This window comes from Streptomyces sp. NPDC004031 (assembly GCF_053604375.1).
On record NZ_JBSGHL010000046.1, the window covers coordinates 40,285 to 58,662 of the forward strand.

Genomic DNA, 18,378 nt, shown 5'->3' on the forward strand with positions numbered 1-18,378 from the left:
GTGCGGGCGCGATGACCACATGGCGGCGCCTGCTGCTCGCGACGGTGTGCGGTGTGGCCGTGGCCGCCGTCTACGCCGCGCAGCCGGTCCTCGGGCCGATGGGGCGCGACCTCGGCGTACCCGCGGGCCGCACCGGCTGGATCGTCGCGGGCGGCCAGTTCGGCTACCTGGCCGGGCTCGTGCTGCTCGTACCGCTCGGCGACGTCGTGGCCGACCGGCGCCGGCTGATCGCCGTGCACCTGGCCGCCACCGCGGCGGGCGCGGTCCTCACGGCCGCGGCGCCCGCCGCGTGGGCGGCGTTCGCCGGACTCGCGACGGCCGGGACGTTCGCGGTCGTGGTGCAGACGACCGTCGCCTACGCCGCGTCCCTCTCGCCCCCCGCCGAACGCGGCCGGACCATCGGCGTCGTGACCTCGGGCGTCGTCGTCGGCATCCTGGGCGCGCGCGTCGTCGCGGGCGTCCTCGCCCAGGTGTGGGGCTGGCGCAGCGTCTACGCCGTGCTCGCCGCGCTGTCACTGGGGCTCGCGGGCCTCGTCCTCGGCTGCCTGCCCGCGGAGGACCGGCCCCGCCGTGCCACGGACTACGCGGGCGCGGTCGCCGCCCTCGGCGGGCTCTTCACACAGCGCCTCTTCCTCACCCGCGGCCTCATCGCCTTCTTCCTCTTCGCCTCCTTCGGCACGCTGTGGAGCGGGCTGTCCCTCCCGCTCGCGGACGCCCCCTGGCACCTCGGTGAGAGCCGGATCGGCCTGTTCGGCGTCCTCGGCCTCGCGGGCGCGCTCGGCGCGGCCCGCGCGGGACGCTGGGCCGACGCCGGGCGCGCGACCCCGGTCACCGGCCTCGCCCTCGCGCTGCTCGTCGCCTCCTGGGCGGCGATCGAACGGCTGCCGTCGTCGCTGTGGCTGCTGGCGGCCGGGATCGTGCTGCTCGACTTCGCCGTCCAGGCCGTGCACGTCAGCAACCAGCACGTGCTCACCGCCGCGCACCCGGACCGCCTCAGCGGCGTCATCGGCGCATACATGGTCTTCTACGCACTCGGCTCCGCCCTCGGCGCCGCCACGACCACCACCGCCTACGGCACCCACGGCTGGCCGGCCTCCAGCCTCCTCGGCGCCACCTTCGCCACCTGCGCGCTGACCGTGTGGGCGGTCGGCGTACTGCGCCAACCCCAGCCGCGGACCGGGGCCATACCGTCTAGCTCCTCCCGTGCGCACGGGCGATGAGCAGGTCGTAGGTCTCGCCACCGTTCCGGTACGGGCCCGCGGAGCGGTAGCCGAGCCGGTCGTAGAAGGCGCGCCCCCGGTGGTTGGCGGGATCGACGAGCAGTGAGGTCCACTGCGGGGCGACCGCCTCGACGAGGGCTTCGTGGAGCCGGGTGCCGATGCCGCGGGACTGCCACCCGGGGCGTACGGCGAGTTCGCACAGCCCCATGAGCCCTTGGCGAGCCTCGGCCGGGATCCGCGGCAACAGCTCCTCGCCGTACCAGTACGCGGCGGAGCACGGGAAGCCGTAGCCGAAGCCGACGAGCGTGCCGCTGCCGTACGCGGCGGTGAGGACGAACCCGGCGTGCCGGAGGTGCCCGTGGACCTGCGCCCGGAATTCCCCGCCACGCCGGTCCGCGACCGCGCCGAACTCCGGGTGCGCCTCCGTCCAGACGCGGGCCAGCTCCTCGACCAACGCCCGCGCCTCGTCGGCCCCGTGCTGCCGGACGGCGAGGGTCACCCCCGTGCTTCGAGCGCCTCGAAGATGTCCGCGTCCGTCTCCCGCTGCCAGTCGGGGAGTTCGGCCCAGTCGGCGACGTACCCCGGCTTCGGATCCGAGATGAGCCGGTGGATCTGCGCGATCCAGCACGTGGCGACGAACCGCCCCTTCTGCTCCCGGCTCAGCTTCTCCGCATGCCCCTCGCTGACGTCGAGGAAGGCCTCCACCTGCCCTTCGACGGCCGCCGCGGCGGCCCGCTCCCACGCGGGTGTGTCCTCCCAGGGCGTGACGTAGCCGGGCTTCGGCTCCCCGGGATGGTGCTTGCGGACTCCGGCGATCCAGGCGTCACGGAAACGGCGGCCGGGTTCGGGGGTCATGGCCTCGAACTCCCCTCGTGGGCGTGGATGTTCGGCGGAGGAACCGCTTGCCCTCATAACTGCCCCGTGCGGGGGCGAGTATCGGCTCAGGGGCGGCGGTTGTAGGCGTCCAGGGTGGCCTTGTTCGTCGAGGTGTCCTGGAAGACGAGGTCCCAGGGGCCGGTGTTGACGTCCATCTCACTGCCGAAGCCGACCCACTTGCCGGTCAGGCGGCGCCCGGTGGGGTCCGCGAGGAGTTGGACGGCGCCGTGGTAGCGGGCGCCCCGGTAGTAGCCGTCGGCGGCGGTCTGTTCGACCCAGGTGCCGGTCACGACGTTGCCGTCGGCGGTGAGGTCCATGGTGAGGGGGGAGTCGGAGGAGCCGGGGAGGCTGCGGACGGTCAGCCGGTCGGCGTGCTGGAGGATCACGATGTAGTGCAGCCCCGTGAAAACCTGCCCCTCGCGGCCGGAGGACACGTACTCGTAGCGCGAGAGCCAGACCCCCGAGTAGGCGCCGCGCGTGGCGGGCTGGGTGGCCGGACTACCGTGGGCCGCGGCGATGCCGTCCGGCGCCGGGGCGAGATCGTGCCCGCCTCGGCCGTCGTCCGCGACGCGGGCCTGTGGCACCGCCGGTGAGAATCCCAGGGCCTCGACGGGCAGCCCCGTGACGACCTCCAGCGCGCGGGCGTAGGCCGGGCGCGGCGTCACGGACGTGCCCGCCTCCCACCGCTGCACCAGCCGCTTCGACGCGTCGTTGGGCTCGCCCCGCCGTCGCCCGGCCTCCTGTAGCGCGCGGGCGAAGTCGTCCTGCGACATGCGCAGGCTCATACGCGCGGCCCGCAGGGAGCCGTTGGGTGTGGTCATGGCGCCCACGCTAGCCGTCGCGCGGCGGCAATGACACCGAAATGACGCCCTTGATGCCGCCGCTCCGACGCCGTGAATACCGTCGCGAAAGCCGATGACCTGGCGTCACTCTCATGTCGTGACGGTTCTGTCACGCAGAGGTGCGGCCCGATACCCGCGCCCCTAGGCCGAGTTCGTACCGGATCGGAGTACGCATGAGCAGCGTCATCCCCACTGTCCCCGCGCCGCGCGAACGTCCCGGCGTACGGCCCCCGCACCGGCTGAGGTTCGGCGTCGGGCCCGGTCTCGGGGACGTCGGGCGGGCCCGGCGGGAGGTGGGGGAGTGGCTGAGCGGGCTGGGGCTCGCGGAGAGTGCGGACGGGGTGGGGCTCGTGCTGGGCGAGCTGGCCGGTAACGCGCTCCGGCACGCGCCTGGCGCGGGAGCCGAGGTCGTCCTCGGGGCGGGCGGCGGGCGGGCCGTGGTCGAGGTGCGGGACGGCTCGCCCGCACCGCCGGTGCTCCGCACGGACGCGGACCCGTACGCCGAGACAGGCCGCGGCCTCCCGCTCGTGGCCGCCTTCGCCGCGGACTGGGGCTGGATGCCGGGGCGGCGCGGCAAGACGACCTGGGCCGTACTCCCCGCCCCGGGCGGCTACGTGCCCGCGCCTCTGCCCGTCTGCGGTGAGTGCCGCCTGCTGGACGGCGAACAGGACCTGCGCTGCGTGCTCCAGGCGCACACCTCGGGCCCCCACCACGCGCACGCCGTGCACCTCGACGGCATCGACACCGGTGCGGTGTGGGCCCGGTGGGGCGAGGGTCCGCCGTGCCTCGTGGTGCTTCCCGACTGCCCCGCGGTCGATCCCGGCGCGCCGGACGAGGCGTGCTGCTCGTACGACGGCCACCCCGGCGGGCACAGCTACCAACTCACCGACCACAACCCGGGTGTGTCGGGCACGGGGTGCTGACGGGCCTGGCGTCGGCGCCCTGGCGTGGCCGCATGCTCGACGACTCCCCTGTGCTGTATCTGGCGCGGCGTGACGCCTACGCCGCCTTTCTGGCCGCTGCCGATGCCGAAGCCCACGTCGCGTGGTTCCGCGTGGACGGGCGGTATGCCGACGAGGTCGCCGCTGTCGCGGCTGTGGATCGGGCGTACGCGGTGACGCGTGGGGCTTTCGCGGTGATCGAGGTCGAGGGGGGCGGGCCCGTCCGGGAGGGCCGCGTTCTGCTGGACGAGCTGGCCGCGCTGCACCGGGACGGCGGGGTGCGGCCGGACTGGAAGGCGTTCAAGGCCGCCCGTGAGGACTTCGTCGCGGCGGCCCGTACGGCGCTTCAGGGGCTCCGGGACGGTCAGTCCCAGCCGCGGATCGTGACGGACGGGGGAGCGGACGCCAGGTAGGAGGTGAGGGCGGTCGCGGAGGAGGGGACGAAGGGGGTGGGGAGGGCGGCCGTCGGGGTCCAGGCGACCGCGGAGTGCTTGGCGGGCTCGCGGTTCTCCGCCGTGCCGGACCAGGTGGTGGCGGCGAAGACGACGGTCACGAAGCCGTTGGGGGACTGGACGCCCCACGCGCCGTGGACGACGTGCGTGAGGCGCAGCGCCTCGGGGGCGACCACCAGGCCGGTCTCCTCGTGGAGTTCGCGGACGGCGGTGGCCGTGACGGGCTCGCCCGGGTCGCACTTGCCGGACGGGAGGTCCCATTTCCCGGGGGCGAACCTCGCCCCGTCGCCGCGGCGCAGGAGCAGGACGCGGTCCGTCGCGGTGTCGTGGACGACGACGGCCGCGGCGAGCAGCGTCATCGCGGAGAGCGCGGGCGGGAGCGGGGCGGGGCGGGCGGTGTCGGTCACGGGGCCTCCAGGCGGGTGCGGGCGCTCCCTCCTTGATAGCCGACGGCTATGACAGCGGGTATTGGACCGCCGTGCACGGGCCGCTTGAGGATGACGGGACGGGGCCCGGATCCGCGGGCCGGTCGCACGATCGGGGAGAGCCATGCGCGCGGTGGTGTACGACGGCGAGGGCATCACGCTGGGAACGGCGCCGGAGCCGGTGCCGGGGGACGGGCAGGCGCTCGTCGAGGTGCGGGCGGTGTCCGTCAACTTCACGGACGTCGCCCACCTGGACCCCGCCACGCCGCCCGGCACGGTGCTGGGGCTGGACGCCGCGGGGGTGGTGCGGCGGGCCGCGGCCGACGGTTCGGGGCCGGGCGTCGGCGCCCGCGTCGTGACGTTCGGGTGGGGGCGCGCCGCCTGGGCGCAGGTGCGGGCCGCCGACACCGAGCATCTCGCCGTCCTCCCGGACGGCGTCGGCTTCGCGGAGGCCGCGGCGCTGCCCGCCGCCGGGGTCACCGCGCTGCGCGCGCTGCGGCAGCTGGGGCCCGTGGTGGGGCGCCGGGTGCTGGTGACGGGGGCCTCGGGCGGCGTCGGGCGCTTCGCCGTCCAACTGGCCGCGCTCGCGGGCGCGTACGTGGTCGCCGCCGTGGGCAGCCCGGAACGCGGGGCGGGTCTGCGGGAGTTGGGCGCGCGGGAGGTCGTCACGGGCCTCGCGGACGTCTCCGCGCCCGTCTTCGGCGTGCTGGAGAACGTCGGCGGGCCGCTCCTCGGCGAGGCCTTCGCCCTGCTGGAGCCGGGCGGCAGCCTCCAGAGCATCGGCTCGGCCTCGGGCCTGCCCTCCACCCTGGACCTGGAGACGGCGCGGCGCGCGGGCGGCGCCAAACGCCTGGAGGTCTTCATGGTGGGCACCCCGGACGCCCCCTTCGGCCCCGATCTCGCCCACCTCGCCGCCCTGCTGGGGGAGGGCCGCCTCGACCCGCAGATCGGCTGGCGCGGCCCCTGGGAGCGCGTCCGGGAGGCGGCCGCGGCCCTGCTCGACCGCCGCGTCGCGGGCAAGGCGGTGCTGGAGGTGACGCCGGGCGCGTGACGGGTGGGGCGGCCCCACGGCGGGGGTGTGACCGGCGAGGCGGCGCCACCCCCACCCCTCAGCGCGGCAGCAGCAGTTGCGCCACCGCTCCGCCGCCCGCCGAGGGCGGCGCGTTGCGGAAGGTGAGGCGGGCACCGAGGACGCGGGCCTGGCCGGTGGCTATCGTCAGGCCCAGGCCGTGGCCGCCGGAGCGGTCGGTGGAGCCGGTGCGGAAGCGGCTGGGGCCGTCGCGGAGCAGGTCGGCGGGGAAGCCGGGTCCGTGGTCGCGGACGCGGACGAAGGGGCCGTCGACCAGGACGTCGACGGGCCCGGCGCCGTGCCGGGCGGCGTTCGCGAGCAGGTTGCCGAGGACGCGGTCGAGCCGTCGCGGGTCGGTCTGGACCACCGCGTCCGCCACCACCGTGACGCGCGCCCCGGGCGCGAGCACCGGCACCCGGCGGCGGACGAACTCGCCCAGCACGACCTCCTGGAGGTCGGCCCGTTCGGCGGCGCCGTCCAGCCGGGCGACCTCCAGGACGTCCTCGACGAGCGTGCGCAGCGCGTGCACCCGGTCGCGTACCAGCTCCGACGGGCGCCCGGCCGGGAGGAGTTCGGCGGCGGTGACCAACCCCGTGAGGGGGGTGCGCAGTTCGTGGGCGATGTCCGCGGTCACCCGGCGTTCGGCCTCCAGCCGCCGTTGCAGGGCGTCGGCCATCGCGTCGACCGCGCGGGCGAGTTCGTCGGTCTCGTCCCGCCCGCCGCCGCCGATGGCCTCCCGCACCCGCACGTTGGTGTCGCCGTCGGCGGCCTTGCGGGCCGCGAGCGCCGCCCGCCGCAGCCGCCGCGACATGCGGCCGCCGACGAACACGCCGAGCGCCGTACCGCACAGCACCACCGCCACCGAGCCGATGACGAGGGTGCGGTCGAGGTCGGTGAGGACGGAGTAGCGGTCGGTGATCCCGGTCCTGAGCGAGAGCACCCGGCCGTTCCCCACGGGTGTCGCGGCCCACACCCGCAGGCCGTGCCGGGTCCGCTGGACGTACGTGGCGCGCTGGCCGTCGTCCGCGTAGGTGCGCAGCTCCGCGGGCAGGTGGGGGTCGTCGATCGTGGCGTAGAAGACGAGCCGGCCCGTCGTCTCGTAGATCCGCAGCGCGGACTGCACGCGCTCGTCCTGTACGTCCCGGGCGCCGTTGATCATGCTGGCCCGCGCCGCGTTGTGCACGACCAGGCTCAGCGCGACCACGACGAGCGCCGACACCAGTGCGATGGCCGCGCTCAGCTTCCACCGCAGCGTCATCCCGGGCAGCCGGCGGCGCACCCGCCGGGCCAGCACGCGGCAGCGGCGCACCAGGCGGGCGGAGGAGAGGCGGCGCGGGGGCACGGCGGGCGCGCCTCAGGCCCGCAGCTTGTAGCCGAAGCCGCGCACGGTCTCGATCCGGTCCTGCCCGACCTTCGCGCGCAGCCGCTGCACGTGCACGTCCACGACGCGGGTGTCGCCGCCCCACTCGTAGTCCCACACCCGCGCGAGCAGCCGGTCGCGCGACAGTACGGTGCCGGGCGCGGCCGCGAACTCCAGCAGCAGCCGCAGCTCGGTCGGGGTGAGGGCGATGCGTTCGCCGTCCCGGGTGACCTCCAGGCCCTCCGGGTCGATGGCGATGTCGCCGAAGGACAGCAGCGCGCCCGGGTCGGGCGGCGGGTCGTCCGACCGGGCGGCGCGGAAGCGGCGCAGCACCGCGCGGATCCGGGCGACGAGCACGGCGCCGTCGAAGGGCTTGGTCACGTAGTCGTCGGCGCCCGCCTCCAGGCCGAGCACGACGTCGATCGCCTCGGCCCGCGCGGACACCATGATGATCGGCACGGTCGACTCGTCGCGGATCTGCCGGCACAGGCTGACGCCGTCCAGCCCCGGCAGCATGACGTCGAGCAGCGCGAGGTCGGGCCGCCGGGCGCGGAAGGCGTCCAGGCCGGTGACGCCGTCGGGCGCGGCGGTGACCTGGAAGCCGTCGCGTTCCAGGGAGAGCGTGGTGGCCTCGCGGATCACGTCGTCGTCCTCGACGAACAGGACGTGCGGGCCGTTGGGGTACAGCATGCGGCTACCGGCCCGCCGCGGTGGGCGCGGGGGACGCCCCGGTGCCGTCGGGCTGCGCGGGCGGCACGGACTGCGTGGCGGCCGCGGTGGGCAGGCCCGGGTCGAGCGGGTCGGAGTCGGGGCGCGGCGCGGGGTCGGTCGAGGTCGGCTCGGGCACGACGGTCGGCGTCTTCGACCCGAAGTCCGCGTACTCGCGCGAGACCTGGACGAAGCGGCCGCCGCGCCACACGTACGTCACCGACTCCTGCCCGACCGGCGACGACAGCGGGTCGTTCATCTCGTACACCTCGTGCGTGATCTCCAGCTGCCCGTCCTCGACGCTGCCGTAGACCGGCGGCCGCTCGTCGGCGAAGACGTTCTGGTATTTCCCCTTCACCATACGGTAGACGTACGCGGCCACTCCCAGGCCGTTCCCGCAGGTCGTGACGTTGACCACGAGGTCGGGGCCGTCCCCGGCGGTGAGGTTGCCGGAGTCGACGGTCACGGGGTAGCTGTCCGCGTCGGCCGGGTCGGACGGGTCGGACGGGTCGGCCCGGCCGGACGGGTCGGAGGGGGCGGTGGAGCGGAAGGTGCGGCCGGTGCGGGACTCGGAGGGGGGTGTGGTGGGGGGAGTGCGGTCGGAGTCCCCGCCCGCGCTTCCGCCCGCACTCCCGCCCGCGTCCGAGCCGTCCCCGGTGTCCTCCCCGGGGTCGTCACCCGTGCCGTCGTCCGTGCCGTCGTCCGTTCCGCCGCCGGACGCCGCGTCCGCCGCCGCCGACCTGCGGGCCGACAGCGCCGGGCCGCACGGCACCAGGTCCTCCCGTACGTCCCGGCTCACGCTGTCGTCCCGCCGGACCATCGTGGCCAGCGCGTGCTTGTCCAGCGCGAGGGGCGGCGCGCTCTGCGTGGAGACGGCGCGGGTGCTCGGCGAGGGCGCCGGGCCCTCGTTCCGGGCCCCCGTCCCCGCCGCACCGCAGCCGGACACCACGACGCACGCGCTGCTCAGCGCGGTCATCGCGGCCGTCACGGCACTCGCGTGTCTCACGCGACGCACATCGCCTCCGTCAACTCCTCCGCCGCCTTCGTGCCCGCCCCCGGGCGCGGCCGGTGGCGGTAGCCGTAGCCGCCGTCCTCCAGGTGGTCCCGCAGCCGGGCCAGCGCCCGGTGCAGCGTGCTCTTGACCGTACCGATCGACAGGCCGAGCGCGCGGGCGGTCTCCTCGGTCGTGAGCTGCCCGTAGTGCCGCAGCATGACGACCTGGCGCTGCTTGGGCGCGAGCCCGGCGATGGCGTCGAGCAGCATCTCACGGTCCGCGCGCTGCTCGGTCCCGTCGTCGACGACGGATTCCGGCAGCTCCCCGGTGGGCACTTCCTCCAGCTTGCGGCTGCGCCACCACTCCGTGCGGGTGTTGATCATGACGCGGCGCATGTACGCGTCGGCGAGCGTCTTGTCGGCGATCGTGTCCCAGCGGGGGAAGGTGCGCACCAGCGCGGTCTGCACCAGGTCCTGCGCGTCTATCGGGTCCGGGACGAGGCGGCGGGCGCTGCGCAGCAGGGCGTCCTGCCGCGTCCTGACGTACTCCTCGAAGTCCAGTACCGCGCCTGAGCCCGCGCCGGTCGCCGCCATCGTGTTCTCCCGCCCCTTGCTTGTCCTTGCGGACGAACGTAGGCAGCGGATGTCAGGCTTCCGCGACCGTGAGCGCACGGCGGGCGCACGGCGACCCATCGGTTGTGTAACAGCGGGGAGGAAAGGGGACGTTACGGGTTCGCTCCTGCCGCCGGACGCCCCCCGGGGCGGCCCGGCGTCAGGACGGGAGGCGGTAGACGCCGTTCGCGAGCGGTTCGACGAGGCCGTCGGCGACCAGGCCGTCGAGCGCGCGGGCGCGCTGCACGGGCTCGTGCCAGACCGCGTCCAGGGCGGCCTGCGGGACGGGGCCGGGCGACGCCCGCAGGACGGCGAGCAGACGGCCGCGGACCTGGCGGTCCGTGCCCGCGTACGTCTGGCCGCGGCGCGGCGGCCCCTCGTGCGGCGGGCTCCCGGCGAGCCGCCAGGCGCACAGGGCGGCGACGGGGCAGCGCCCGCACTGCGGGGAGCGGGCCGTGCAGACGAGGGCGCCCAGCTCCATCGTCGCGGCCGCCCACCGCGCGGCGGTGGCCTCGTCGGAGGGCAGCAGCGCGGCGGCCGTGCGCCGCTCCGCGGCCGTCGTGGCGTTGGGCGGGTGCTCGACGCCGGTGACGACGCGGGCGAACACCCGCCGGACGTTGGTGTCGAGGACGATGTGCCGCTGGCCGTACGCGAAGGAGGCGACGGCGGCCGCGGTGTACTCCCCGACGCCCGGCAGGGCGAGCAACTCCGCGTGCAGGCGCGGGACCTCCCCGCCGTGCCGGTGTGCTATGGCGGCGGCGGCGCCGTGCAGACGCAGCGCCCGGCGGGGATAGCCGAGACGGCCCCACGCGCGGACGGCCTCGCCGGGGGACTCGGCGGCCAGATCGGCGGGGCGCGGCCAGCGGGCGAGCCATTCGGCGTGGACGGGCAGGACGCGCGCGACCGGGGTCTGCTGGAGCATGAACTCGCTGACCATGACCGACCAGGCGCCCGCGTCGGGACGGCGCCAGGGCAGGTCGCGGGCGTTGTCGTCGAACCAGTCCACGACCAGCTCGTGCAGCGACGCGACAGCGGCGGGCGTGAGGCCCGGCACCTCCGGTCTCGGGCGGTGCTGCGGCGCTGCCGGGGATGTGGGGGTTGCGGCGGACTCGGGGGTGTCGTGCAGGTCTGTGCTCATGGCATGGCGATCCTCGCACATGCCACTGACAGCGACCGCCCGGGAACGTAAACGTGATCATCCGCAAAGAGCGGCCACCGAGCGGCGGGTGTTGCGACGGCACACGGGTGATCTCCCCTAGAGTTCGGGTGTGGGCTCGTTGCGCAATCCCGTGGGACCTCTTCCGTCGTCCATCTACTGGCGGCGGCGAGTCGCCATGTCCGCCGCGGTGGTGGTGATCGCCGCGCTCGTGCTCTGGGCCGTGACACGCGGTGGTGGTGGCGGCGACGGCAAGGGCACGTCCGCGCCCACCGGTTCGCACACCCCGGTCGGCACGATCACCGCGGGCCCCACCCCGTCCGGCACCCACATCGGCGGCCGCCCCGGCGGCCGCGACACCGCCCCGTCCGACACCGACGGCGGCAACTCCGCGGGCGACACCGCCGGTTCGGGCGACACGGCCGGTGACACCGCGGGCGACACGGCGGGCTCCGGCGACGGTACGGACGCAGGCGCGTCGTCCGCCGGTACGGACCCGGGCAGCGGCACCACCGACAGCGGCGGCGGCAACGGCGGTCCGGGCGGCACGGCCGTCCAGGTCCCGGCCGGCTCCTCCCTCCCCAACTGCACGTCCGGCACGGTGGCGTTGTCCCTCACCACCGACCAGAACCAGTACCCGGTGGGCCAGTACCCGGCGTTCACCCTGCGCGCGGCCAACAGCGGCGCCGCCGACTGCAAACTGGACGTCAGCGCGGTCTCCGCCGTCCTCGACGTCACGAAGGACCCCGACAACACCCACGTCTGGTCCTCCGCCGACTGCCCGCCGGGCAAGTCCCCCTACCTGATCAAGGTCCCCGCCCACAGCTCCGCCGCCTACACCGTCCGCTGGACCGGCAAGACCAGCTCCCCCGCCTGCAAGTCCCCCAAGGGCACCGCGGCCGCCCCGGGCAACTACCTGGCCCAGGTCACCGTCCCGGGCTTCGGCGTCAAGCAGCGGTCGTTCTCACTGTCGGCGAACTAGGCCCGCGCGGCGGCCCCTTAGGGCGAACTGCCCTCACCCGCCGCGCTGAGGCGGACCGCCGACGACGGGGTACGGGCCTTCCTCGCCGCCTACCGGCCGCGCGGGTGGACCGCCCCGCGCGGCGGCCGGGGCGTCAGACGTACCGCTCCAGGATCGAGGACTCCGCCAGGCGGGACAGGCCCTCGCGGACCGAGCGGGCGCGGGCCTCGCCGACGCCCTCGACGGCCTGGAGGTCGTCGACGCTGGCGGCCAGCAGCTTCTGGAGGCCGCCGAAGTGGTCGACCAGGCGCTCTATCACGGCGTTCGGGAGGCGGGGGACCTTCGCCAGGAGGCGGTAACCGCGGGGGGAGACCGCGGAGTCCAGCGACTCGGGGGAGCCGGTGTAGCCCAACGCGCGGGCCACGGAAGTGAGTTCGATCAGCTCGTTCTGCGGGAGGCCGTCGAGTTCGGCGAGGGCCTCGGCCACCGTGCGGCTGCGCTTGGCGGTCGGCTCGGGCACGTAGTCGCGGGCGACCAGCTCGCGTTCGGGCTCCACGCCCGCGATCAGCTCGTCGAGCTGGAGGGCCAGCAGGCGGCCGTCGGTGCCCAGCTCCACCACGTACTCGGCGATCTCGGTGGCGATCCGGCGGACCATCTCCAGCCGCTGCGCCACCGACGTGACGTCCCGGACCGTGACCAGGTCCTCGATCTCCAGCGCCGACAGCGTGCCCGCGACCTCGTCCAGCCGCAGCTTGTAGCGCTCCAGCGTCGCCAGCGCCTGGTTCGCGCGGGACAGGATCGCCGCGGAGTCCTCCAGCACCCGGCGCTGGCCGTCGACGTACAGCGCGATCAGCCGCATCGACTGACTCACCGACACCACGGGGAAGTTGACCTGCTTGCTGACCCGGTCGGCGGTGCGGTGCCGGGTGCCGGTCTCCTCGGTCGGGATCGTCGGATCCGGCACGAGCTGCACGCCCGCGCGCAGGATCTTGGTGATGTCCTTGTCGAGGATCAGCGCGCCGTCCAGCTTGCACAGTTCACGCAGCCGCGTCGCGGTGAACTCCACGTCCAGCACGAAGCCGCCCGTGCACAGCGAATCCACCGTCTTGTCCATGCCCAGCACGATCAGGCCGCCGGTGTTGCCGCGCACGATGCGCTCCAGGCCGTCGCGCAGCGCCGTGCCCGGGGCGACGGCGCTCAGCGAGGCGCGCATGAGCGCGACGCCGTCCGCTCCGCCGCCGGACCTGCCGGCGGATTCCGCCGCTGCCTTGCGGGCCGGGGCGGAGCCTGCCCGGTCGTTGGCTGCCACTGCGTTCCTCCGGTCGGTGCGGTTTGGACTGAGTTTACGTCGTCCGCGCCGGGCACCGCCGATCACCGGCCCGCGCCCCGCGGGGGCCGTACCCCGTCCCCTGCCGCCCGCACCGCCCCGGCACGCCCGCGGGGCGGCCCCGTCAGGACGGGGGGCGGTCGCCGCCGCGGGGCCTGCGGGCAGGCAGCGCGCGCAGGGCCTCGCCTATGTCGGAGACCTCGATGACGCGCATCCCCGCAGGCACCTTGCCCGGATCGGCCGGCACCAGCGCGTGCGTGAAGCCCAGCCGCGCGGCCTCCGCGAGCCGCCGCTGCACCCCGGTGACGCGGCGCACCTCGCCCGCGAGGCCCACCTCGCCGATCGCGACCACGTTCTTCGGCAGCGGGGTGTCGATCGCCGCGCTGGCCAGTGCGAGCGCCACCGCTAGGTCGGCGGCCGGCTCGGTGAGCTTCACCCCGCCGACCGTCGCGGTGTAGATGTCCTGCTTGCCGATCGCCTTGATCCTGCCGCGCTGTTCGAGCACCGCGAGCATCATCGACACCCGCGAGTTCTCCAGACCCGAGGTCGTACGGCGCGGCGAGGGGATCTGCGTGTCCACGGTGAGCGCCTGCACCTCCGCGACGAGCGGGCGCTTGCCCTCCAGCGTCACCGTCAGGCACGTGCCCGGCACCGGCTCGTCACGCCGGGTCAGGAACAGGCCCGACGGGTCGGCGAGCCCGGTGATCCCCTCGTCGTGCAGTTCGAAGCAGCCGACCTCGTCCGTCGCCCCGTAGCGGTTCTTCACCCCGCGGACCAGGCGCAGCCGGGCGTGCCGGTCGCCCTCGAAGCTCAGCACCACGTCCACCAGGTGCTCCAGCAGGCGCGGGCCGGCGATCGTGCCGTCCTTCGTGACATGGCCGACCAGCAGCGTGGCCATGCCCCGCTCCTTCGACGCCCTGATGAGCGCGCCCGCCACCTCGCGGATCTGCGCGACCCCGCCGGGGGCGCCGTCGATCTCCGGCGACGCGACGGTCTGGACGGAGTCCAGGACGAGCAGCGACGGCTTCACGTCGTCCAGGTGCCCCAGCACCGCGGACAGATCCGTCTCCGCCGCCAGGTAGAGGTGGTCGGCGAGCGCCCCGATCCGGTCCGCCCGCAGCCGCACCTGCGACGCCGACTCCTCACCCGTCACGTACAGCACCGGGCTGCGCTCGCCGGACGCCTTCGCCGCGACGTCCAGCAGCAGCGTCGACTTCCCCACGCCGGGCTCGCCCGCGAGCAGCACCACCGCGCCGGGGACCAGACCGCCGCCCAGCACCCGGTCCAGCTCCGGCACGCCGGTCGACCGCGCGGTGGCCTGGCGGCCGTCGACCTGGCCGATCGGACGCGCGGGGGAGCTGACCCGGCCGGGCGCCGTCGTGCGCACGGCGGGCGCGCCGCCGAACTCCTCGACCGTGCCCCACGCCTGGCACTCGCCGCAGCGGCCGAGCCATTTGACGGTCGTCCAGCCGCATTCGGTGCAGCGGTAGGAGGGGCGGTCCTTGGAAGCGGGCTTGCGGGTGGCCATGCGGCCACCGTAGCGGGCGGGTGTGACAGGGCGGTTCCCGCCCGCCGGTCGGCCGGTGCGGCCCGTAGCCGCCACGGGGCACCTGCCCGGAGTGCGCGTTCGCCCTCCTCCTGCGGTGGTGCTGCGGGGGCACCCCGGCACCGTCCCCCTCCGACCGGAGGCCGGGGCGCGGGGACGGCGGGGCCGGGGACGTCACGCCCCGCGGGCGGAATTCACCCGGACGGGGGGCGCCGGGAGCCCCTAACGGGCGGACGCCACCCCCGTAAGGGTTAACCGCCGCGAGGACGGCTGAACGGGACGCGTCCGCGGGCCTACCGTCAGCCGGTGATGAGCAGGCAGGAGACCCCCACCCCCACGCCCTCCGCGCAGAGCCACCCCACCGGGGCGCACCGCAGGCCGCGGACCGCGGCGTTCACCCGTGGTGCGGCCGCGCGCGAGGCGTCCGGTCACGGAGGCGAGCCCGCGCGGCACCGGGGGAGGAGCGCGGAGGTGCGGCCGCAGGGGACGCTGCCCATAGTGCCGCCGGGGCACTACGAGCCGTACCTCGACGGCCTGTTCACGTACTGCCTGTCCGTGCTGTGCGAGCACGACGCCGCCGCGGGCGCGCTCGGGGAGGTGCTCGCGCTCGCCGAGCGGCAGCGGGCGCGGCTGCGCGACCCCGCGCTGCGCAGGCCGTGGCTGTACGCGCTCGCGCGCTGGTCGTGCCTGCGGCGGCTGGCCGCGGGCAAGCCGGTGGCGCCGGTACGGGCGGCCGCCGACATCGCCGCGCAGCGCGGCGCCCAGCTCGCGGCGCTGGCCTGGCCGGAGGCGGCGGGCACGACACCCGAGCAGCGCGAGGCGCTGGAGCTGGCCGTACGGCACCAGCTCGCGCCGCACGAGGTGGCCGCCGTACTGGGGCTGGAGACGGACGCGGCGCGCGGGCTGCTGGCGCGGGCGGCGTGCGAGGTGGAGCGGACACGGGCGGCGCTCGCGGTCGTCGACAGCGGGCGGTGCGCGGCGCTCGCGCAGCTCGCCGGGGACAACCGGGTGCTGCTCGGCCCGGCGCTGCGCGACGAGCTGGTGCGGCACGTCGACGAGTGCACGCTGTGCCGCCGTACGGCCGAGCGCACGGTCGCCGCGGGGCCCTGGCCGGGCGGCGGGGGCGCCACCGCGGTGCTCGCCCTCATCGAGGCGCCGCGGGCGGCGTCCTGCGCGGCGCTGCTGCACGCCATGGAGACCGGCGCGGGCCGCAGCCGCGAGGTCACCCCGCGCTTCGACCGGCGCGGCTTCCCCCGCGACCTGCGGGACCAGGCGGCGCGCCGGGCGCAGCTGCGGCACCGGGCGATGACGACGACGGTCGTCGCGGCGGTCGTGGCCGCGCCCGTCCTGGCGGTGTGGGCGGCCTACCGCGCGACCCCGCTCGGCGGCGACGACACGCACGGCCGTACGGCGGCGGGCGCGCCCGACGCGGGTCTTCCGTACGAGAAGGCGGGCTCCTCCCGCCCCGGGCCCTCCGCGCCGCAGCCCGGCACCACCGCGCCCGCGGACGCGTCGCCCGCCGCGGACGTCACGGCCGTGACCGTCACCCCCTCCGCGACGGCGTCCGCCCCTGCGGGCGCGGGCCACCTCGACGTCACCGCGGCCCCGGCCCCCGGCGGCACCCTCGTGACGCTCACCGCGAGCGGCGGCGGCGACGTGCGGTGGTCGGCCACCACGACGGCACGCTGGCTGCGGCTCTCGGCGGTCTCCGGGGTGCTGCACCCGGGCGAGTCGGCGACCGTGTCCGTCACCGTCGTCCACACGCTCGCCCCACGCGGCAGCTGGACGGCGAGCGTGGCCTTCGCCCCGGCGAACGCCACCGTCATCCTGCACGGCACCACCCGCCGCTCGGCCCCGCCGCCCCCGACGTCCGCACCTCCCACGTCCGCCCCGCCGACGTCCGCGACACCCACCCCGACCCCGTCCGAGAGCACCCCGCCTCCGACCACCGCCCCTCCCACGGAGTCCCCGACGCCCACCGAGCCGCCGCCGTCCGGCTGACCCCGCTGTCAGTGGGGGGCGCTAGCGTCCCGCGTATGACGAGCGAACCGAGCTGGCTGGACGACACCAGGGTGTCCTACGACACCGTCGCCGAGAGCTACACCGCCTACGTCCGCGACCTGCTCGACGACCTCCCCCGGGAGCGGGCGGCCCTCGTGGACTTCGCGGACCTGGTGCGCGCGGGCGGCGACGGACCCGTCGCCGACGTCGGCTGCGGCCCCGGGCGCGTCACCGCCTTCCTGCGCGGCCTCGGCCTCGACGCCTTCGGCATCGACCTGTCCCCCCGGATGATCGCGATCGCCCGCCGCGACAACCCCGGCGTGCGCTTCGCCGTCGGCTCCATGACCGACCTCCCGCTCCCCGACACGTCCACGGCGGGCATCCTCGCCTGGTACTCCCTCATCCACGTCCCCGACGAGGCGATACCGGGGGTCCTCGGCCACTTCCACCGCGTCCTGCGCCCCGGCGCCCCCGTCCTGCTGGGCTTCCACGTCGGCGACACGTCCCGCCTGAAGACCGAGGGCTACGGCGGCCACCCCATGCACGTCCACGTCCACCGCCGCCCCCACGACCGCCTCGCCGCCTGGCTGACGGAAGCGGGCTTCACCGTGGCCTCCCACGAGACCGTCACCTCGGCGGAAAGCCCCCTCGGCGGCATGCTGCTGGCCCGCCGCGCCTGACCCGGGCTCACGGCAGCGTCAGCACCCGCGGCCCCTCCGCCGTGATCGCCACCGTGTGCTCGAAGTGCGCCGCCCGGCTCCCGTCGTCCGTGCGCAGCGTCCACCCGTCCTGATCCGCGTGGTAGGCGTCCGAGCCCCCCGCCATGAGCATGGGCTCGATCGCGAGCGCCAGCCCCGGCCGCAACGGGAACCCGCGCCCCGCGCGCCCCCGGTTGGGCACGTGCGGATCCTCGTGCATACGGCGCCCGATGCCGTGCCCGCCGAAGTCCGCCGGCATCCCGCACCGCGCCTCCTCCGCGACCCGCCCGATCGCGGACGAGATGTCCCCCATCCGGTTCCCGGCGACGGCCGCCGCGATCCCCGCCTCCAGCGCCCGCACGGTCGCCGCCACGAGCTCCGCGTCCCCCGGCCGCGGCGTGCCCACAGAGAAGGTGACCGCCGCGTCACCCGTCCACCCGTCCAGCTCCGCCCCGCAGTCGACGCTCACGAGATCGCCGTCGCGCAGCCGGTAGTCCGTCGGGATGCCGTGCACGATCGCGTCGTTGACGGACGCGCAGATCACCCCCGGGAAGGGCGTCGGCGCGAACGACGGCCGATACCCGAGGAAGGGCGAGGTCGCCCCGGCCCCCGCGATGACCTCGCGCGCGGCCTCGTCGAGTTCGAGCAGCGACACCCCGACGTCCGCGGCCTCCCGCGCCGCGGCGAGCGCGCGGGCCACCACACGGCCCGCCTCGCGCATCGCGTCGACGGCCGCGGCGTTCTTGATCTCCACCATGGGGGGACAGCCTCCAATACTCATACCGGTATTTGTTTACCGGTATTAGTATCACAGGCATGGTGCGAACACCCCTGACCCCCGGAGAACGCCGCCGCGGCGAACACTTCGGCGCGCTGCTGCGCGCCGCGCGCGGCGACCGCAGCATGGTGGAGATCGCGGCGGCGGCGGGCGTCTCCGCGGAGACGCTCCGCAAGATCGAGACGGGGCGCGCCCCGACCCCCGCCTTCTTCACGGTCGCCGCCCTCGCCGCGGCCCTCGGCATCTCCCTCGACACCCTCGCCGCCGCCTGCGCACTGGACGCTGACGCGTCCGCATCGGAGGAGCTCACGGCATAGCTCCCGGCGCCCCGGGGGGTGCCTGTTGCGGTAGGCGCCGCGATCGTCCGCCGGTGGTGGGTTGCTCGCGCAGTTTCCCGCGCCCTTTTCGCACCG

General features: G+C 75.7%; 20 protein-coding genes. 8 read left to right on the forward strand and 12 right to left on the reverse strand.

The window, feature by feature from the left end; genetic code table 11:
• The first annotated feature begins 11 nt into the window (after positions 1–11).
• Positions 12–1,220: an MFS transporter gene (locus ACWERV_RS26225; RefSeq protein ID WP_452937377.1), complete on the forward strand. Its 1,209-nt coding sequence runs from the start codon at positions 12–14 to the stop codon at positions 1,218–1,220.
• On the opposite strand, the gene ACWERV_RS26230 is transcribed toward ACWERV_RS26225, so the two are convergent.
• The 3 genes from ACWERV_RS26230 to ACWERV_RS26240 form a co-directional block, all read right to left on the reverse strand.
• Positions 1,192–1,719: a GNAT family N-acetyltransferase gene (locus ACWERV_RS26230; RefSeq protein WP_452937379.1), complete on the reverse strand. Its 528-nt coding sequence runs from the start codon at positions 1,717–1,719 to the stop codon at positions 1,192–1,194. The two genes, ACWERV_RS26225 and ACWERV_RS26230, sit on opposite strands and share 29 nt — an antisense overlap.
• On the reverse strand, positions 1,716–2,075 hold the full coding sequence (locus ACWERV_RS26235) for a hypothetical protein (protein WP_452937382.1): 360 nt from the start codon (positions 2,073–2,075) through the stop codon (positions 1,716–1,718). Before ACWERV_RS26235 ends, ACWERV_RS26230 begins: the two co-directional genes overlap by 4 nt.
• A gap of 86 nt (positions 2,076–2,161) precedes the next feature.
• Positions 2,162–2,917, reverse strand: a complete 756-nt coding sequence (locus tag ACWERV_RS26240; RefSeq protein ID WP_452937385.1) for a helix-turn-helix domain-containing protein — start codon at positions 2,915–2,917, stop codon at positions 2,162–2,164.
• A 194-nt stretch (positions 2,918–3,111) separates the two neighbouring features.
• On the opposite strand from ACWERV_RS26240, the gene ACWERV_RS26245 reads away from it, so the two are divergent.
• Together ACWERV_RS26245 and ACWERV_RS26250 are read left to right on the forward strand one after the other, a co-directional pair.
• The gene (locus tag ACWERV_RS26245; protein ID WP_452937388.1) at positions 3,112–3,861 is read left to right on the forward strand and encodes an ATP-binding protein; all 750 of its coding nucleotides are present in this window, start codon (positions 3,112–3,114) and stop codon (positions 3,859–3,861) included.
• Positions 3,862–3,893: 32 nt separating this feature from the next.
• Entirely contained in the window at positions 3,894–4,292 is a 399-nt protein-coding gene (locus ACWERV_RS26250) for a hypothetical protein (RefSeq protein WP_452937389.1), read from the forward strand.
• Here ACWERV_RS26250 and ACWERV_RS26255 read toward each other — a convergent pair.
• Positions 4,244–4,690 carry an NUDIX domain-containing protein gene (locus ACWERV_RS26255; RefSeq protein WP_452937424.1) on the reverse strand — a complete coding sequence of 149 codons (447 nt, stop codon included), beginning with the start codon at positions 4,688–4,690 and terminating at the stop codon, positions 4,244–4,246. The genes ACWERV_RS26250 and ACWERV_RS26255 overlap by 49 nt on opposite strands.
• Positions 4,691–4,880: 190 nt before the next feature.
• Here ACWERV_RS26255 and ACWERV_RS26260 point away from each other — a divergent pair, with 190 nt between their 5' ends.
• Positions 4,881–5,807 carry a zinc-binding dehydrogenase gene (locus ACWERV_RS26260; RefSeq protein ID WP_398192291.1) on the forward strand — a complete coding sequence of 309 codons (927 nt, stop codon included), beginning with the start codon at positions 4,881–4,883 and terminating at the stop codon, positions 5,805–5,807.
• 58 nt (positions 5,808–5,865) lie between these two features.
• Here the strand turns inward: ACWERV_RS26260 and ACWERV_RS26265 are convergent, their stop codons facing one another.
• The 5 genes from ACWERV_RS26265 to ACWERV_RS26285 form a co-directional block, all read right to left on the reverse strand.
• Positions 5,866–7,083, reverse strand: coding sequence for a sensor histidine kinase (locus tag ACWERV_RS26265; RefSeq protein WP_452937426.1), 1,218 nt, complete (start codon positions 7,081–7,083; stop codon positions 5,866–5,868).
• Positions 7,084–7,179: 96 nt separating this feature from the next.
• The gene (gene cseB, locus ACWERV_RS26270; RefSeq protein ID WP_452937391.1) at positions 7,180–7,875 is read right to left on the reverse strand and encodes a two-component system response regulator CseB; all 696 of its coding nucleotides are present in this window, start codon (positions 7,873–7,875) and stop codon (positions 7,180–7,182) included.
• Positions 7,876–7,879: 4 nt separating this feature from the next.
• Positions 7,880–8,899, reverse strand: a complete 1,020-nt coding sequence (locus ACWERV_RS26275) for a hypothetical protein (protein ID WP_452937392.1) — start codon at positions 8,897–8,899, stop codon at positions 7,880–7,882.
• Positions 8,896–9,480, reverse strand: coding sequence for a SigE family RNA polymerase sigma factor (locus ACWERV_RS26280; RefSeq protein ID WP_398192297.1), 585 nt, complete (start codon positions 9,478–9,480; stop codon positions 8,896–8,898). Before ACWERV_RS26280 ends, ACWERV_RS26275 begins: the two co-directional genes overlap by 4 nt.
• Positions 9,481–9,658: 178 nt before the next feature.
• Positions 9,659–10,636: an HhH-GPD family protein gene (locus ACWERV_RS26285; protein ID WP_398192299.1), complete on the reverse strand. Its 978-nt coding sequence runs from the start codon at positions 10,634–10,636 to the stop codon at positions 9,659–9,661.
• Positions 10,637–10,832: 196 nt separating this feature from the next.
• On the opposite strand from ACWERV_RS26285, the gene ACWERV_RS26290 reads away from it, so the two are divergent.
• Entirely contained in the window at positions 10,833–11,636 is an 804-nt protein-coding gene (locus ACWERV_RS26290) for a hypothetical protein (protein WP_452937394.1), read from the forward strand.
• 133 nt (positions 11,637–11,769) lie between these two features.
• Here ACWERV_RS26290 and disA read toward each other — a convergent pair whose 3' ends face one another.
• Positions 11,770–12,924: a DNA integrity scanning diadenylate cyclase DisA gene (disA, locus tag ACWERV_RS26295; RefSeq protein WP_398192303.1), complete on the reverse strand. Its 1,155-nt coding sequence runs from the start codon at positions 12,922–12,924 to the stop codon at positions 11,770–11,772.
• Between the two features lie 142 nt (positions 12,925–13,066).
• Positions 13,067–14,470 (reverse strand): DNA repair protein RadA, encoded by a 1,404-nt coding sequence (gene radA / locus ACWERV_RS26300; protein WP_452937396.1) that lies wholly within the window; start codon positions 14,468–14,470, stop codon positions 13,067–13,069.
• A gap of 327 nt (positions 14,471–14,797) precedes the next feature.
• Here radA and ACWERV_RS26305 point away from each other — a divergent pair, with 327 nt between their 5' ends.
• Both ACWERV_RS26305 and ACWERV_RS26310 read left to right on the forward strand, forming a co-directional pair.
• The gene (locus tag ACWERV_RS26305; RefSeq protein ID WP_452937399.1) at positions 14,798–16,489 is read left to right on the forward strand and encodes a BACON domain-containing protein; all 1,692 of its coding nucleotides are present in this window, start codon (positions 14,798–14,800) and stop codon (positions 16,487–16,489) included.
• Between the two features lie 35 nt (positions 16,490–16,524).
• On the forward strand, positions 16,525–17,169 hold the full coding sequence (locus tag ACWERV_RS26310) for a class I SAM-dependent DNA methyltransferase (protein WP_452937401.1): 645 nt from the start codon (positions 16,525–16,527) through the stop codon (positions 17,167–17,169).
• Positions 17,170–17,176: 7 nt separating this feature from the next.
• Here ACWERV_RS26310 and map read toward each other — a convergent pair whose 3' ends face one another.
• A complete protein-coding gene (gene map, locus ACWERV_RS26315; protein WP_452937403.1) occupies positions 17,177–17,944 on the reverse strand; it encodes a type I methionyl aminopeptidase in 768 nt (255 codons plus the stop codon).
• 59 nt (positions 17,945–18,003) lie between these two features.
• On the opposite strand from map, the gene ACWERV_RS26320 reads away from it, so the two are divergent.
• Complete coding sequence (locus ACWERV_RS26320) at positions 18,004–18,282, forward strand: helix-turn-helix domain-containing protein (protein ID WP_398192310.1); 279 nt, start codon at positions 18,004–18,006, stop codon at positions 18,280–18,282.
• Positions 18,283–18,378: the final 96 nt, after the last annotated feature.

Excerpts from the sequence above, each read along its gene's own strand:
- ACWERV_RS26225 (WP_452937377.1), top strand. The coding sequence starts at position 12 with ATGACCACATGGCGGCGCCTGCTGCTCGCGACGGTGTGCGGTGTGGCC.
- ACWERV_RS26235 (WP_452937382.1), bottom strand. The coding sequence starts at position 2,075 with ATGACCCCCGAACCCGGCCGCCGTTTCCGTGACGCCTGGATCGCCGGA.
- ACWERV_RS26240 (WP_452937385.1), bottom strand. The coding sequence starts at position 2,917 with ATGACCACACCCAACGGCTCCCTGCGGGCCGCGCGTATGAGCCTGCGC.
- ACWERV_RS26245 (WP_452937388.1), top strand. The coding sequence starts at position 3,112 with ATGAGCAGCGTCATCCCCACTGTCCCCGCGCCGCGCGAACGTCCCGGC.
- ACWERV_RS26250 (WP_452937389.1), top strand. The coding sequence starts at position 3,894 with ATGCTCGACGACTCCCCTGTGCTGTATCTGGCGCGGCGTGACGCCTAC.
- ACWERV_RS26255 (WP_452937424.1), bottom strand. The coding sequence starts at position 4,690 with ATGACGCTGCTCGCCGCGGCCGTCGTCGTCCACGACACCGCGACGGAC.
- ACWERV_RS26260 (WP_398192291.1), top strand. The coding sequence starts at position 4,881 with ATGCGCGCGGTGGTGTACGACGGCGAGGGCATCACGCTGGGAACGGCG.
- ACWERV_RS26265 (WP_452937426.1), bottom strand. The coding sequence starts at position 7,083 with ATGACGCTGCGGTGGAAGCTGAGCGCGGCCATCGCACTGGTGTCGGCG.
- cseB (WP_452937391.1), bottom strand. The coding sequence starts at position 7,875 with ATGCTGTACCCCAACGGCCCGCACGTCCTGTTCGTCGAGGACGACGAC.
- ACWERV_RS26280 (WP_398192297.1), bottom strand. The coding sequence starts at position 9,480 with ATGGCGGCGACCGGCGCGGGCTCAGGCGCGGTACTGGACTTCGAGGAG.
- ACWERV_RS26285 (WP_398192299.1), bottom strand. The coding sequence starts at position 10,636 with ATGAGCACAGACCTGCACGACACCCCCGAGTCCGCCGCAACCCCCACA.
- ACWERV_RS26290 (WP_452937394.1), top strand. The coding sequence starts at position 10,833 with ATGTCCGCCGCGGTGGTGGTGATCGCCGCGCTCGTGCTCTGGGCCGTG.
- radA (WP_452937396.1), bottom strand. The coding sequence starts at position 14,470 with ATGGCCACCCGCAAGCCCGCTTCCAAGGACCGCCCCTCCTACCGCTGC.
- ACWERV_RS26305 (WP_452937399.1), top strand. The coding sequence starts at position 14,798 with ATGAGCAGGCAGGAGACCCCCACCCCCACGCCCTCCGCGCAGAGCCAC.
- ACWERV_RS26310 (WP_452937401.1), top strand. The coding sequence starts at position 16,525 with ATGACGAGCGAACCGAGCTGGCTGGACGACACCAGGGTGTCCTACGAC.
- map (WP_452937403.1), bottom strand. The coding sequence starts at position 17,944 with ATGGTGGAGATCAAGAACGCCGCGGCCGTCGACGCGATGCGCGAGGCG.
- ACWERV_RS26320 (WP_398192310.1), top strand. The coding sequence starts at position 18,004 with ATGGTGCGAACACCCCTGACCCCCGGAGAACGCCGCCGCGGCGAACAC.